The organism is Nocardia terrae (assembly GCF_009760405.1).
Lineage (GTDB): Bacteria > Actinomycetota > Actinomycetes > Mycobacteriales > Mycobacteriaceae > Nocardia > Nocardia terrae.
Genome location: NZ_WRPP01000014.1, coordinates 182,701 through 196,193, shown reverse-complemented (window position 1 = coordinate 196,193; position 13,493 = coordinate 182,701). Strand labels below are relative to the sequence as shown.

Below are 13,493 nucleotides of genomic sequence, written 5' to 3'. Positions count from 1 at the left end.
CAGGCCGGGATCGCCGGTGACGATGTTGCGAGAACTGACGAGCACCCGCGCCAGAGCGGCGACCTGAGGTCTCGGCACCTGGTAGACGCTCTGCAGCACATAGACGGTCTCGGCCAGGATCAGATCCGGCAATTGCAGCGAATCAGCCTGCGCGAGAAAGGCTGTCGCCCGGCGACCCATTTCGGGCGGGTCCTGCGTGAGATGGCGAACCAGGATATTCGTGTCCAGGAAAACGGTCACGGCTCACCTCCTTCGCCCCATTGCGCCGCCCAGGCCGGGATCGCCGGTGACGATGTTGCGAGAACTGACGAGCACCCGCGCCAGAGCGGCGACCTGAGGTCTCGGCACCTGGTAGACGCTCTGCAGCACATAGACGGTCTCGGCCAGGATCAGATCCGGCAATTGCAGCGAATCAGCCTGCGCGAGAAAGGCTGTCGCCCTGCGGCCCATTTCGGGCGGGTCCTGCGTGAGATGGCGAACCAGGATATTCGTGTCCAGGAAAACGGTCACGGCTCACCTCCTTCGCCCCATTGCGCCGCCCAGGCCGCCTCCCGAATCTCCTCCCAGGATCGACCCCGGACCTGCGGTGGGACGGGCACACTGCCCGCCAATTCGAGCAAGTCGGGGGTGCGGGCCAAAACCACGACCTGCCCCTCTACTCGGAAGAGGACGTTGTCACCGACGTGCAGTTCCAGCGCGTCACGAATCGCCTTGGGCACTGTTAGCTGCCCCTTCGACGTCAGCCGGGCAACCGCGTCCATGATGTCTCCTTACTTTGGCCCCAAAGTAAGGATACGACGACCTGGGGCAGCAGAGGCGAAGAGCCGCGGTACGAATCTTGTACCGGCCCTTCCCTGATCTGCGGAGCACCGGCTCCCCATACAAAAGGAACCGGGGCCAGCATGCTTTGCATGCCGGACATTCCCAACCTGCGTAGCGCCGACCCATGCAAAAAACCGGGGCCAGCACTTTGTGCTGGCCCCGGCTCTGTTCTTGCGTGCTACGCGAATCGCGTGAGAGGTCAGTCCTCTTCGGCGAAGTTGCGGGTGCGGTTCGGATCCACCGGGATGCCCGGTCCGGTGTTCGTGGAGAACGTCACCTTCTTGACGTAGCGGCCCTTCGCGGTGGAGGGCTTGACACGCAGGATCTCGTCGAGCGCGGCGCCGTAGTTCTCGGCCAGCTTCTTGTCGTCGAAGGAAGCCTTGCCGATCACGAAGTGCAGGTTGGCCTGCTTGTCGACGCGGAAGTTGATCTTGCCGCCCTTGATGTCCTGAACGGCCTTGGTCACGTCGGGGGTGACGGTGCCGGTCTTGGGGTTCGGCATCAGACCACGCGGGCCCAGGACACGCGCGATACGACCGACCTTGGCCATCTGGTCCGGGGTGGCGATCGCGGCGTCGAAGTCCAGCCAGCCGCCCTGGATCCGCTCGATCAGGTCCTCGGCGCCCACGGCGTCGGCACCGGCGGCCTCGGCCTCAGCGGCCTTGTCGCCGACGGCGAACACGATGACGCGGGCGGTCTTACCGGTGCCGTGCGGCAGGTTGACGGTGCCGCGGACCATCTGGTCGGCCTTGCGGGGATCGACACCCAGGCGAACCGCGACCTCAACGGTGGCGTCGGTCTTGGTGGTGGCGGTCTCCTTCGCGAGCCGCGCGGCGGCCAGCGGGGCGTACAGCGCGCTCTTGTCGACCTTGGCGGCCGCCTCGAGATAAGCCTTGCTTCGTTTTGCCATTTTTGTCTGTCCTTGTCTAAGTCAGAAGTGGTGCGGGACAGGCGGTCCCTTCCACGCGAGCTCGGTATCGCCGTTCGGCGACACGAAAGCTCTACTCCGCGATGGTGATACCCATCGAGCGGGCGGTACCAGCGATGATCTTCGCCGCGGCGTCGATGTCGTTGGCGTTCAGGTCTTCCTGCTTGGTCTTGGCGATCTCACGGATCTGATCCATGGTGACCTGCGCGACCTTGGTGCGGTGCGGCTCGGCGGAGCCCTTCTGCACACCGGCGGCCTTCAGCAGCAGACGCGCGGCGGGCGGCGTCTTCAGCTTGAAGTCGAACGTGCGGTCTTCGTAGACCGTGATCTCGACCGGGATGACGTTGCCACGCTGCGACTCGGTCGCCGCGTTGTACGCCTTGCAGAACTCCATGATGTTGACGCCGTGCTGACCCAGCGCGGGGCCGACCGGCGGGGCCGGGTTCGCGGCGCCAGCCTGGATCTGGAGCTTGATAAGCCCAGAGACCTTCTTCTTCTTCGGGGGCATCTTTCTTCCTTGGTTAGGTTTCTTACGGATCACCCGTAAGCCTTTTCCGGGATGTGCGCCCTGGCGAGTGTCAAGCTCCGGCCCAAGGCACAACCCGGCAAGTCTACGTGAACGCAAAAAAGGCGGTGACACCGGGTGAAACCCGGGCCACCGCCTTCATGCGACTAAATCTTGGCGACCTGGGTGAAGCCGAGCTCCACCGGAGTCTCGCGGCCGAAGATCGAGACCAGCACCTTGAGCTTCTGCTGCTCGGCGTTGACCTCGGAGATGCTGGCCGGGAGGGTGGCGAAGGGGCCGTCCATAACGGTGACCGACTCGCCGACCTCGAAGTCGACCTCGATGACCGGCTTCACGATGGAGGTCTCGCCACCGGTGCCGGCCGCGGTCGAGGCAGCGGCGGCCGCGGCGACGGGCTTCTTCTGCTGCGCGGCCGGAACCAGGAACTTCACGACCTCGGGGATGGTCAGCGGGGACGGGCGCGAGGTGGCGCCGACGAAACCGGTGACACCGGGGGTGTTGCGCACCGCGCCCCAGGACTCGTCGTTCAGCTCCATGCGGACCAGGATGTAGCCCGGCAGCACCTTGCGGTTGACGTTCTTCTTCTGGCCGTTCTTGATCTCGGTGACCTCTTCGGTCGGAACCTCGACCTGGAAGATGTAGTCCTCGAGACCGAGGTTCTGCACGCGGGTCTCGAGATTGGTCTTCACCTTGTTCTCGTAGCCGGCGTAGGAGTGCACGACATACCAGTCGCCGGGGGCGCGACGCAGCGCGGCGGTCATCTCGGCGACCGGGTCGGCGGGCTCGTCAGTGATCTGCGCGGCGGGCTGCGCGGGCTCGGCCTCTTCGGCGTCGGCGGCGAACTCGTCGGCGTCGGCGAAGCCCTCGGTGCTTTCGAAACCCTCAGCGTCCTCGACGTCCGCGGTGGTCTCGTCGATCACCACGTCATCCACCGGGAATTCCTCGGTTGTGCCGTTCTCCGGGGTGCTCACTGGGGCACTCGCTTTCTTGGTCGTCACGTAATCCTCTGCGCGCCGGGGCATTACGCCCGGCGGATGGTCCCGCTCCCCGCCTCTGCACGGGGGCCGGTCACCGGCGACGGTCAGAGGCGGTCATCGTGCCGCCTAGCCGAAGAGCCAGTTGACACCCTTGATGAACGCCAGATCCAACCCGCTGATGTAGGCGATCACGAAGATCACGAACACCAGGACAACGCTCGTATAGGTGACCATCTGCTTGCGGTTGGGCCAGATGACCTTGCGAAGTTCCGCGATGACTTCCTTGAGGAACTTCATCAGGCTCTTGAACGGGTTGCCCCGACCGCCTTTTCCGGCTTTCTTGTCTTTGCCGGACTGCTTGGTGGTTGCCTTGGCCGCGTCCGACGGCCGGTCGATCGTCGCGACCGAACTCGATGCGGCGCGTGAGCGCCGGGCGGACCGCTTGCCGCTCGGACGAGCCACGGCGGTGTCATCGCCATCTTCGTGGCGAGTGTCCCGCTCGTCGTCGCTCACGTCGATCCTCTCTACGTCGGCATCCAGGGCAGGGGCGACAGGACTTGAACCTGCAACCTGCGGTTTTGGAGACCGCTGCTCTGCCAGTTGAGCTACGCCCCTTCGGCTGGACGGGGTTCGGTCCAGCCACTGTTCTTATTCAGTTGTACACGGGCTTTCACACAACATACGCGCCGCTCCTCGGAGCAGCGCGCATCGGCTTGGTGACCCCAGATTCCCGAGTGTACGTTACCCCGCGTGGCGACCGCCAATCGGGGTGTCGCGACGTACCTCGGGAGAATGTCAGCCCAGCTGCACTGTTGCGGTGGCGCGGCCGAAGATCTTGCGGCCCTCCGACTTGGCCACGATGGCGATCACGGCGGTGCGCGTCTCGGGGTCCACGGACTTCACCTTGCCGGTGTATTCGATCTCGGCGGGGCGGTCCACCGGGACGTAGACGGGGCTGGTGAAGCGGACGTTGTACTCCTTGACCGCACCCGGGTCGCCCAGCCAGGAGGTGACGAAGCCGCCGCCCAGGCCCATGGTCAGCATGCCGTGCGCCACAACGTTTTCCAGGCCAACCAGCTTCACGACGTCGTCGCTCCAGTGGATCGGGTTGGCGTCGCCGGAGACGCCGGCGTAGTTCACCAGATCGCCGCGGGTGAGAAGGACCGTGCGCGAGGGCAGTTCGTCGCCGGCAGCGATGTCCTCGAAGCGGCGGGCGAAGGCGCTCGCCACTACCTTGCCGGTCGCGACGACCGGCGCGACCTGTTCGGGGGTCTCGATCTCGACGGGCTTGTCGGCGTCGGCGGCGTCCGGGCCCACCCCGTGCATCAGGACATTGCGCACGGCGTCACCGATATTGGGATCGATGTCACCGCCGCTGCGGCCGATGAGGGTGGTGTAGGTGGTGAGCACCAGTTCGTCGTTCTGGGCGACCACGTCGTTGCGGGTGACGATGATGTCGCCGCCGAAGGCCTGCCGGAACGAGTGCAGGTAGACGATGCAGGACAGCTGGTCGCCGGCCTTGATGGGCCGGTGGAACTCCAGGATCTGATCGGTCTGCATGATCTGGCTCAGGTCGTAGCCGGTGACGATCTGCTCGAAGAGCTTGCGCTGGGCCAGGATTCCGACCAGGGAGATGAAGGTGAGCGGGGCCACCAGGCCGTCGTGCCCGTAGCTGCGGGCGACGTCTTCGTCCCAGTGGACCGGGTGGTAGTCCTGCACGGCGCGGGCGTACTCACGCACCTTCTCGCGGCCGACCTCGTAGTAGTCGTCGACGCGGTAGTGATGGCCGACCATGGCGGCCGCGTGGGCGGCGGGGTCGAAATTCTCGGTGGAATCGACCATATCGGCCTCGGTGATCTCGGTGTTGATCGTCACGGCAGGAAGTCCCTATCTGATCCTTCATCAGGATCGGGCGGAGCGCTGAACCACCGGTATATACACCAAATGCCGGACCGGGGCCAATGTCCCTTTCTAAGAGACGAAGTGGCTTGCCGATCCGGCACTGTTTCCACGCGGTAGAACGCGCGGGGTTAAGTTAGCGAGACTCGCGGTGTGCCCGGTGGGTACCGCAGTTCGGGCAGAACTTCTTCAGCTCGAGGCGGTCCGGGTCGTTACGCCGGTTCTTCTTGGTGATGTAGTTGCGGTGCTTGCACTGCTCGCAGGCCAAGGTGATCTTTGGCCGGATATCAGTGGACTTCGCGGCCACGATTTGCCTTCTTTCCGGTCAGCCTGATTGGAATATCAGTATGTAGCGATGGCCGGACTTGAACCGGCGACACAACGATTATGAGTCGTTTGCTCTACCGACTGAGCTACACCGCCATCTGTTGTCGGTACTTGACGGCGGGAAGGTCCCGGTCCTGCAAGGAGAAGCCGAGTCGGTCACCACCGGCAATCCGGCGAGCCCCCTAACGGAATCGAACCGTTGACCTTTTCCTTACCATGGAAACGCTCTGCCGACTGAGCTAAGGGGGCGTGTCTGTCTTGCTCCGGTCTGGGCCGGGGCGCTGACGACTTGAACGAGATTACACACTCCCCCGCCGCAGTTCCAAATCCTGTGGTCAGAGCCGGTTTTGACCCGGTTCCGAGGGGGTGGCGGGCAGTGGCCGGACGCGAGGCGCCCGGCACGCCTGACACAGGCTCGAATACAAAGAACCCCGCGGACATTCATCCACGGGGTTCTTCGGTGGCAGATGTAGGATTCGAACCTACGTAGGCTTTCGCCGACGGATTTACAGTCCGCTCCCATTGGCCGCTCGGGCAATCTGCCTGGGTTGCGCCTTGCGGCGCGGTGACGAGAATACATCCAACCCCCTCCCGCAATGCAAACCGGCTGGATATCGCCACGCCGCAGGGACTAGCGTCGGCGTTCGACACCCCAAATTTTCCGATCTCGGACAAGGAGCACAAGCGTGGCCGATTCGTCGTTCGATGTGGTGAGCAAGATCGATCGCCAGGAGGTGGACAATGCGCTCAACCAGGCCGCCAAGGAGCTGAGCCAGCGCTACGACTTCCGCGGCACCGGCGCGAGCATCGAATGGTCCGGCGAGGAGAAGATCGTCCTCAGCGCGGAGTCCGAGGATCGCGTGAAGGCGGCGCTGGATGTCTTCAAGGAGAAGCTGATTCGCCGCGACATCTCGCTCAAGGCGTTCGACGCCGGCGATCCGCAGGCCTCCGGAAAGGTGTACAAGATCACAGGCACCCTGGTGCAGGGGATCACCACCGAGAACGCGAAGAAGATCGCCAAGAAGATCCGCGACGAGGGCCCCAAGAGCGTGAAGGCGCAGATTCAGGGCGAGGAGCTGCGGGTCAGCTCCAAGAGCCGCGACGATCTGCAGTCGGTCATCTCCCTGCTCAAGGGCAGCGACTTCGATATCGCCCTGCAGTTCGTGAACTACCGCTAGTCGCGGAAATAGGGGGAGACCGGGGGCCTGGCCCCCGGACCCCCATTTCAATAGCGGCGGGGGCCGCCCGCCATCTCCTCGAGGCGGGCAATACGGTCCGCCATCGGGGGGTGGGTGGAGAACCAGCGCGCCATCGCCTCGCCGTTGCGGAAGGGGTTGGCGATCATCAGATGGGACTGAGCCGTGAGTTGCGGCTCCGGGGGCAGGGGTGCGGCCTGGGTGCCGCGTTCGAGCTTGCGCAGGGCCGAGGCGAGGGCCAGGGGGTCGCCGGTGAGTTCCGCGCCATCCTGGTCGGCTTGATACTCGCGGGAGCGCGAGACGGCCAGTTTGATGAGCGAGGCCGCGATCGGGCCCAGCAGCGAAACCAGCAGAATGCCAATGACATTCGGGCCTTCACCGTCGCGATTGCCGCCGCCGAAGATGCCCGCGAACATGGCCATCTGGGCCAGACCGGAGATCACCGCCGCCATCGCGCCCGCGACCGAAGAGATCAGGATGTCGCGGTTGTAGACGTGCGAGAGTTCGTGGCCGAGGACGGCGCGTAGTTCGCGTTCGTCGAGGATCTGCAGGATGCCGGTGGTGCAGCAGACAGCCGCGTTGCGCGGGTTACGGCCCGTGGCAAAGGCATTGGGCGCATTGGTCGGGCTGATGTAGAGCCGCGGCATGGGTTGGCGTGCGGCCGTGGCCAATTCGCGCACGATGCGATACATCGCAGGCGCTTCCAGCTCGGTCACCGGCTGCGCATGCATGGCCTTCAGCGCCAGCTTGTCGCTGTTGAAGTAGGCGTAAGCGTTCATGCCCACGGCCAGCAGGATCGAGAACACCAGGATCGTGGGGTTACGGAACAGGGCGCCCGCAAACACGATCAACGCCGACATGCCGACCAGAAGCCCGAACGTCTTCAGCCCATTCGCATACCCGTGCCCATGCATATGGTCTCCTTCCGACGCCCCCTCATCGCTGAGTCACACCAGGTCAACGATAGAAGTCGTGGTCGAGTTCCTCCGGGACGGCTAGCCGACGCGTTCGATGGTGTAGCGGACCAGATGTTCCAGGGCCTCGTTGGCCGGGCCGCCCGGGAGCGCCGAGAGTTCGGCGTGGGCGATGTCGGCGTAGCCGTGCAGCTTCTCCTTGGCCAGGACCAGGCCGCGGGAGCGGGACAGCAGGTAGAGCGCCTCGTCGACCTCGGCGTCGGTCTGCAGCGGCTGGGCCAGCAGCTTGCGCAGACGGTCGCCCTCGGAGCCCTCGTCGCGCAGGGCGTAGAGGACGGGCAGGGTGTGGACGCCTTCGCGCAGGTCGGTGCCCGGGGTCTTGCCGGACTGCTCGGACACCGAGGAGATGTCGATGATGTCGTCGGCGATCTGGAAGGCGGTGCCGACGGCGTCGCCGAGGCGGGCCAGCCGTTCCACGTGGTCGAGGCTCGCGCCGGAGAAGGTGCCGCCGAAGCGGCCCGCGGCGGCGATCAGCGAGCCGGTCTTCTCCCACACCACGCGCAGGTAGTGCTCGACCGGATCCTGGGACTGCCGGGCGCCGATGGTTTCCCGCATCTGGCCGGTGACCAGCTCGGCGAAGGTTTCGGCGATGATGCGGACCGCGTCGGGGCCCAGCGTCGAGACCAGCCGGGAGGCGTGCGCGAACAGGTAGTCGCCCGCGAGGATGGCGACGCTGTTGCCCCAGCGCGAGTTCACGCTGGGTGCGCCGCGGCGCATGGACGCCTCGTCCATGACGTCGTCGTGATAGAGGGTGGCCAGGTGCACGAGTTCCACGACCGTGCCCGCGGTGACCAGGTCCGGGCTCGTCGGGTTGGGGCCCAGCTGACCGGTGAGGATGGTGAACAGCGGACGGAATCGCTTGCCGCCGGCCTTGGCCAGATGCAGCGCCGCCTCCTGCAGGAACTCCTCGCCGTCGGACAGCTCGGTGATCAGCAGATCCTCGACCTCGATCAGGCCCTTGCGCACGGTAGCCGCGAGCTCGGGATCACCCAGATCCACCCCCGCGACCACGGTGCTCTCATCGCTCACAGCTGATGCGCTCATTTCATCTCCCAGTGCCGCGTCCGACCCCACGCCTAAAGAACCTAGCGTGTTGGCCGATCACCCCCTATGGACACCACCGTAGTGCGACAGACGAAACACTCGCTATGTGAATTGAACCCGGCGGCGGCGGAGCACAGGGCAAATATGCGCGCCCGGTGATGTGCTGCAAGTATTGACCGCATGGGTTCACCGGAAGTCGCGCCCGAGCAGGGGAAATCATCGGATGTATTGCCTGCGCACGCCGATGTATTGGTGGTCGGCGCGGGGCCCGCGGGGTCCGCGGCGGCGGCATGGGCCGCGCGCGCGGGTCGCGATGTCCTGCTGACCGACTCCGCGGTGTTCCCACGGGACAAGACCTGCGGAGACGGACTGACTCCGCGCGCCACGGCCGAGCTGGAGCATCTGGGGCTGGGTGACTGGGTGCGGGCGCACACCGTCAACCGGGGCCTGCGGATGGCCGGGTTCGGGCAGGAGGCGCTGCTGCCCTGGCCGGACGGGTCGTTCCCGAGCTACGGAAGTGCCGTTCCGCGAACCGAACTCGACGACAAGCTGCGAGAGACCGCGGTGAAGTCGGGGGCGCGGATGATGGACGGGGCGAAGGTGGTGGAGGTCGCGCTCGAGGGCGACCGGGTCACCGGGGTGACGATCAAGACCAACGGCGGGCTGCGGGCGGTGTCGTGTCGGACGCTGATCGTGGCCGACGGGGTGCGTTCGCCCGTCGGAAAGATGCTGGGCCGCACCTGGCATCGGCAGTACGCGTACGGCACGGCGGCGCGGGCCTACATCAAATCCGAGCGCAGTGACGACGAGTGGATCACCTCGCACATGGAATTGCGCGATGCCGATGGGGAATTGATTCCGGGCTACGGCTGGGTGTTTCCGCTCGGCAATGGCGAGGTGAATATCGGCGTCGGCTCGCTGGCCACTGAAAAACGGCCGTCCCACATCGCGCTGAAACCACTGCTGCAGCACTATGTCTCGCAGCGGCGCGCGGAATGGGGTTTCGAGGGCGAAGCGCGGGCGGTGGCCTCGGCGCTGCTGCCCATGGGCGGTGCGGTGTCGAATCTGGCGGGGCGCAACTGGGCGCTGGTCGGGGATGCGGCCGGATGCGTGAACCCGCTCAACGGCGAGGGCATCGACTACGGGCTCGAGGGCGGGCACATGCTCTCCGGCATCCTGGATCAGCCCGATCTGACCCATATCTGGCCGCAGATGCTGCGGGAGCGCTACGGCCGCACCTACTCGGTGGCGCGGCGGCTGGCCGGACTGGCCACCCATCCGCGCACGGTGCCGCTGGGCGGGCCGCCGCTGATGCGGTCGAAGCTGTTGCAGCGCACGGCCGTCCGGGTGATGGGCAATCTGGTCACCGATGAGGACCTGGATCTGACCGCGCGGCTGTGGCGGGGTGCGGGCCGGGCCTCGATGCGGTTCGACAAGATTCAGCCGTTCTCGTGACCAAACGGCCGGTTCCCGAGCAGCTGCTGCCGCATCTGCGGCGAGCACGGGATCTGGCCGACCGGAACTACGCGGAACCGCTGGACCTGGACAGTCTGGCGGCGGCCGCGGGAGTGTCGAAGTATCACTTCCTGCGGTGTTTCGCGGCCACGTACGGCAAGACGCCCGCTCTGTATCTCGCCGAGCGGCGGATCGAGCGGGCGCAGGATCTGTTGCGGGCCACCAACGTGACGGTGACCGAGGCGTGCATGCTGGTCGGCTACAGCAGCCTCGGCTCGTTCAGCAGCAAGTTCACCGAGCTGGTCGGGATGTCGCCCTCGGAGTATCAAGCGAAATTCGCATCCGAGGGCGCACCCCATATCCCGGGTTGCTACGTCTTCATGCACGGTCTCTCGGATCGGAAACCGCTGACGTAGCGGTTATTTCGCGGGCAGTACGTGGATGCCGGTCTTGTCGGTCGACAGGGCCAGGGAGCTGATGTACTGGATCTCGCCTTCGGGTCCGGGCACCGCCGAGGCGATCATGTCCGGGCGCTCGAATTCCATGCCGGTGACGACACAGGTGAGGGTCTCGCCCGACGGGTTGCCGTGCTCGTCGAACATGTCCATCTCGATGCCGTCGTGGTCGCGGCGCAGGTAGTACTTGCCCTTGGTGAGGATCGCGGTCGCCGGGGTCGCCAGGAACGAGACCACCACGGCCACAATGGGCGAGTACGGCTTCAGGGTCTCACCGAAGAGGCCGAAGAAGGTCATGATCGACAGCACCGCCGACAGTCCGAAGCCGACCAGGCCGACCGGGTTGAAGTCGTAGAGCATGCCGCGCCGGAACTCCGGCTCCTTGGGCGAGATCTTCAGGACGTACTTGTTGATCGCGATATCCGTCGCGACGGTGACGATCCAGGCGATGCCGCAGTTGGCGTAGAAGCCGAGAATGTTGTTGAGGAAGTCGAACATGTTGGCTTCCATCAGGATCAACGCGATCGCGAGGTTCAGGCCGAGGAACACGATGCGGCCCGGGTAGGTCTTGGTGACGCGGGTGAAGGAGTTGGTCCACGCCAGCGAACCCGAATACGCGTTGGTCACATTGATTTTGATCTGGCTGATGACGACCAGCGCCACGGCCAGGGTCATGGCCAGCCAGGACGGCATCATGTCGCGGTAGATCTCGAGGAACTGGTGCACCGGCTGGTTGGCGATGTTCTGCGCGCCGGGCAGGCTGGCGATCAGGTAGACCGCCAGGAACAGGCCGACGACCTGCTTGATCGCGCCGAAGAGCACCCAGCCGGGTCCGGCCAGCAGCATCCAGCCCCACCACTTGCGGGCGTTCTCGGGGGTCCGGGGCGGCATGAAGCGCAGGTAGTCGATCTGCTCGGCGATCTGGGCGATGAGCGAGAGGCAGACGCCGGCGGCGAGCAGCGCGCCCGACAGGCTCACGCCCTTGCCGTCCTGGCCGCCGTAGGACAGGAAGGTGCCGACCGAGTCCGGGTGGCGCACCAGCAGGAAGCCGAACGGCAGCACCATCAGGATCAGCCACAGCGGGGTGGTCCACACCTGCAGCTTGGCCAGCGTGTTCATGCCGTAGATGACCAGCGGGAAGATCATCACCGTGGACACCAGGTAGCCCAGCGCGAGCGGCACGTGCAGGCCGAGTTTCAGGCCCTGCGCCATGATCGAGCCCTCGAGGGCGAAGAAGATGAAGGTGAAGGAGGCGAACACGATGTTCGTCACCACCGACCCGTAGTACCCGAAGCCGCTGCCGCGGGTGATCAGGTCCAGGTCGATGTTGTAGCGGGCCGCGTAGTAGGCCAGCGGGAACCCGGTGAGCATGACGACGATGGCGAAGATGCCGATGCCCAGCAGCGCGTTGCCGGTGCCGTTGGCGATGCCGATGTTGGCGCCGATGGAGAAGTCGGCCAGGTAGGCGATGCCGCCGAGCGCGGAGACGCCGACCACCGCCGGACTCCATTTCCGGTAGCTGCGGGGCGCGAACCGCAGCGTGTAATCCTCCAGCGTCTCTTTCGACGCGGCGACCGCGTTGGCCGCGGGTGTTTCGACCTGAACCACCGGCACTCCTCGTTCGGGCTCGTCACGAGCTTTTCCGTCTTCGAGAGTGGTCAGCGAATGTTGATCATGGCTTTCCGCGTCGTTGCCGAACTGTTACGTCAGGCTCACCGAGGTTCCGAGTGTGTGAACTCAGCAATTTCGGAGAAGCCTCCGGGGCACGGCGGTCCATAGCCTCGAAGCATGACGATCATCTCGAATGTCTCGCTCGTGACCGTGTACGTGACCGACCAGACCGAGTCGAAGCAGTGGTATATCGACAAGCTGGGCTTCGTGGAGACCGCCGACATCACGATGGGCGACAACGGCTTCCGCTGGGTCACCGTGGCGCAGCCGGATCATCCGGAACTGGAGGTCACCCTGATGGTTCCCGGTCCCCCGCTCACCGACGATCTGGCCGAGGCGATCCGCCGCTCCATGGCCGACGGCACGCACGGAGCGCTCGGATTGCGAACCGAGAACTGCCAGAAGGCTTTCGAGGAGCTCACCGCGAAGGGCGTCGAGTTCATCCAGCCGCCGGCCGAACGGCCCTACGGCGTGGAGGCCATCATCCGCGACAACTCCGGCAACTGGTTGGTGCTGGTCGAGAACCGCGAATTCGACCCGAGCAAGGGTGATTTCGGGCCGCGATAGCGTCCGTACCGTGGATGCGGGACCACCCCCGCATCCACGGGTTTACCGGAATCAGGCGTTCTGCGCGGCGAACCAGGTCTCGACGGACTTGCGCTCGCTGTTCATGACCTTCTTGACCAGGTTCTCGACCAGCGGCTCGATGGCCCCGCCGACCAGCGGGACCTTCACGTCGACGGTGCCCGCGACGTCGATCTCGGAACCCTCGGCGGTGGGCCGCAATTCGAGCGTGCCCGCCATCTCGGTGGTGATGCCGCCGGAGCGGCCGTTGAAGCTGCCCTTGGCCACACCGGCGTTCAGCGGGCCCCAGGTGTCGGTGCGCTCGAGCATGAGCTCGCTCTTGAGCACCTTCTGCACGATGCCCGGAATCTGGTCCTCGGGAGCCTTTTCGGTCATATGGATCTGAATGGTGCCGGGGCCGTCCGGGTGGGTGAGCTCCAGCGTGGCGGTCTGCGCTCCTTCGAAGCGCGACTGCCACATCTCGTCATTGGTGAGTGCCCGGTGAAGATCTTCGACCGGAACGCTGTACTGCACGGTGAAGCTGAATTTTCGGGACATGGCGAAGACCGTAGCTCAGGGATGGAATAGCCTGCTGAAGTGTCGGAAACTAGCCAGTCTGATAGAGGAGCGAAGCGGAGCGCCGATCAGACACAGC

General features: G+C 65.3%; 17 protein-coding genes and 4 tRNA genes. 4 read left to right on the top strand and 17 right to left on the bottom strand.

The window, feature by feature from the left end; genetic code table 11:
• The 13 genes from GPX89_RS41575 to GPX89_RS41515 form a co-directional block, all read right to left on the bottom strand.
• The coding region (locus tag GPX89_RS41575; RefSeq protein ID WP_328602916.1) for a PIN domain-containing protein at positions 1 to 240 on the bottom strand (240 nt) is incomplete at its 3' end.
• Between the two features lie 3 nt (positions 241 to 243).
• Positions 244 to 510, bottom strand: coding sequence for a PIN domain-containing protein (locus GPX89_RS41570; protein WP_328602915.1), 267 nt, complete (start codon positions 508 to 510; stop codon positions 244 to 246).
• Positions 507 to 761, bottom strand: coding sequence for an AbrB/MazE/SpoVT family DNA-binding domain-containing protein (locus GPX89_RS41565; protein WP_157393252.1), 255 nt, complete (start codon positions 759 to 761; stop codon positions 507 to 509). Before GPX89_RS41565 ends, GPX89_RS41570 begins: the two co-directional genes overlap by 4 nt.
• A 260-nt stretch (positions 762 to 1,021) precedes the next feature.
• Positions 1,022 to 1,732: a 50S ribosomal protein L1 gene (gene rplA / locus GPX89_RS41560; RefSeq protein WP_157393251.1), complete on the bottom strand. Its 711-nt coding sequence runs from the start codon at positions 1,730 to 1,732 to the stop codon at positions 1,022 to 1,024.
• A 91-nt stretch (positions 1,733 to 1,823) separates the two neighbouring features.
• A complete protein-coding gene (rplK, locus tag GPX89_RS41555; RefSeq protein WP_157393250.1) occupies positions 1,824 to 2,258 on the bottom strand; it encodes a 50S ribosomal protein L11 in 435 nt (144 codons plus the stop codon).
• A 164-nt stretch (positions 2,259 to 2,422) separates the two neighbouring features.
• Positions 2,423 to 3,247, bottom strand: coding sequence for a transcription termination/antitermination protein NusG (nusG, locus tag GPX89_RS41550; RefSeq protein ID WP_407939572.1), 825 nt, complete (start codon positions 3,245 to 3,247; stop codon positions 2,423 to 2,425).
• A gap of 132 nt (positions 3,248 to 3,379) precedes the next feature.
• Entirely contained in the window at positions 3,380 to 3,766 is a 387-nt protein-coding gene (gene secE, locus GPX89_RS46145) for a preprotein translocase subunit SecE (protein ID WP_157393248.1), read from the bottom strand.
• Positions 3,767 to 3,795: 29 nt separating this feature from the next.
• Positions 3,796 to 3,868: transfer RNA gene (locus GPX89_RS41540), tRNA-Trp, on the bottom strand.
• Positions 3,869 to 4,048: 180 nt separating this feature from the next.
• Entirely contained in the window at positions 4,049 to 5,095 is a 1,047-nt protein-coding gene (locus tag GPX89_RS41535; RefSeq protein WP_157393295.1) for a fused (3R)-hydroxyacyl-ACP dehydratase subunits HadA/HadB, read from the bottom strand.
• 193 nt (positions 5,096 to 5,288) lie between these two features.
• Positions 5,289 to 5,459: a 50S ribosomal protein L33 gene (gene rpmG / locus GPX89_RS41530; RefSeq protein ID WP_029925945.1), complete on the bottom strand. Its 171-nt coding sequence runs from the start codon at positions 5,457 to 5,459 to the stop codon at positions 5,289 to 5,291.
• 43 nt (positions 5,460 to 5,502) lie between these two features.
• A tRNA-Met gene (locus tag GPX89_RS41525) sits at positions 5,503 to 5,575 on the bottom strand.
• Positions 5,576 to 5,655: 80 nt separating this feature from the next.
• Positions 5,656 to 5,728 (bottom strand) — tRNA-Thr (locus GPX89_RS41520).
• Between the two features lie 212 nt (positions 5,729 to 5,940).
• A tRNA-Tyr gene (locus GPX89_RS41515) sits at positions 5,941 to 6,023 on the bottom strand.
• Positions 6,024 to 6,165: 142 nt separating this feature from the next.
• Between GPX89_RS41515 and GPX89_RS41510 the strand changes: the two genes are divergently transcribed.
• The gene (locus GPX89_RS41510) at positions 6,166 to 6,657 is read left to right on the top strand and encodes a YajQ family cyclic di-GMP-binding protein (RefSeq protein WP_328602914.1); all 492 of its coding nucleotides are present in this window, start codon (positions 6,166 to 6,168) and stop codon (positions 6,655 to 6,657) included.
• A gap of 47 nt (positions 6,658 to 6,704) precedes the next feature.
• On the opposite strand, the gene htpX is transcribed toward GPX89_RS41510, so the two are convergent.
• Complete coding sequence (htpX, locus tag GPX89_RS41505; protein WP_157393247.1) at positions 6,705 to 7,589, bottom strand: zinc metalloprotease HtpX; 885 nt, start codon at positions 7,587 to 7,589, stop codon at positions 6,705 to 6,707.
• An 81-nt stretch (positions 7,590 to 7,670) separates the two neighbouring features.
• Positions 7,671 to 8,693 (bottom strand): polyprenyl synthetase family protein, encoded by a 1,023-nt coding sequence (locus GPX89_RS41500; protein ID WP_157393246.1) that lies wholly within the window; start codon positions 8,691 to 8,693, stop codon positions 7,671 to 7,673.
• Between the two features lie 180 nt (positions 8,694 to 8,873).
• On the opposite strand from GPX89_RS41500, the gene GPX89_RS41495 reads away from it, so the two are divergent.
• The gene (locus GPX89_RS41495) at positions 8,874 to 10,148 is read left to right on the top strand and encodes a geranylgeranyl reductase family protein (protein WP_157393245.1); all 1,275 of its coding nucleotides are present in this window, start codon (positions 8,874 to 8,876) and stop codon (positions 10,146 to 10,148) included.
• Positions 10,145 to 10,564, top strand: coding sequence for a helix-turn-helix transcriptional regulator (locus tag GPX89_RS41490; protein WP_328602913.1), 420 nt, complete (start codon positions 10,145 to 10,147; stop codon positions 10,562 to 10,564). Before GPX89_RS41495 ends, GPX89_RS41490 begins: the two co-directional genes overlap by 4 nt.
• A 3-nt stretch (positions 10,565 to 10,567) precedes the next feature.
• Here GPX89_RS41490 and GPX89_RS41485 read toward each other — a convergent pair whose 3' ends face one another.
• Complete coding sequence (locus GPX89_RS41485; protein WP_407939569.1) at positions 10,568 to 12,217, bottom strand: purine-cytosine permease family protein; 1,650 nt, start codon at positions 12,215 to 12,217, stop codon at positions 10,568 to 10,570.
• Positions 12,218 to 12,397: 180 nt separating this feature from the next.
• Between GPX89_RS41485 and GPX89_RS41480 the strand changes: the two genes are divergently transcribed.
• Entirely contained in the window at positions 12,398 to 12,841 is a 444-nt protein-coding gene (locus GPX89_RS41480; RefSeq protein WP_328602926.1) for a VOC family protein, read from the top strand.
• Between the two features lie 51 nt (positions 12,842 to 12,892).
• On the opposite strand, the gene GPX89_RS41475 is transcribed toward GPX89_RS41480, so the two are convergent.
• Positions 12,893 to 13,396, bottom strand: coding sequence for a DUF2505 domain-containing protein (locus GPX89_RS41475; RefSeq protein ID WP_157393243.1), 504 nt, complete (start codon positions 13,394 to 13,396; stop codon positions 12,893 to 12,895).
• Between the last annotated feature and the right edge of the window lie 97 nt (positions 13,397 to 13,493).

Excerpts from the sequence above, each read along its gene's own strand:
- GPX89_RS41565 (WP_157393252.1), bottom strand. The coding sequence starts at position 761 with ATGGACGCGGTTGCCCGGCTGACGTCGAAGGGGCAGCTAACAGTGCCC.
- rplA (WP_157393251.1), bottom strand. The coding sequence starts at position 1,732 with ATGGCAAAACGAAGCAAGGCTTATCTCGAGGCGGCCGCCAAGGTCGAC.
- rplK (WP_157393250.1), bottom strand. The coding sequence starts at position 2,258 with ATGCCCCCGAAGAAGAAGAAGGTCTCTGGGCTTATCAAGCTCCAGATC.
- GPX89_RS41535 (WP_157393295.1), bottom strand. The coding sequence starts at position 5,095 with ATGGTCGATTCCACCGAGAATTTCGACCCCGCCGCCCACGCGGCCGCC.
- htpX (WP_157393247.1), bottom strand. The coding sequence starts at position 7,589 with ATGCATGGGCACGGGTATGCGAATGGGCTGAAGACGTTCGGGCTTCTG.
- GPX89_RS41500 (WP_157393246.1), bottom strand. The coding sequence starts at position 8,693 with ATGAGCGCATCAGCTGTGAGCGATGAGAGCACCGTGGTCGCGGGGGTG.
- GPX89_RS41495 (WP_157393245.1), top strand. The coding sequence starts at position 8,874 with ATGGGTTCACCGGAAGTCGCGCCCGAGCAGGGGAAATCATCGGATGTA.
- GPX89_RS41475 (WP_157393243.1), bottom strand. The coding sequence starts at position 13,396 with ATGTCCCGAAAATTCAGCTTCACCGTGCAGTACAGCGTTCCGGTCGAA.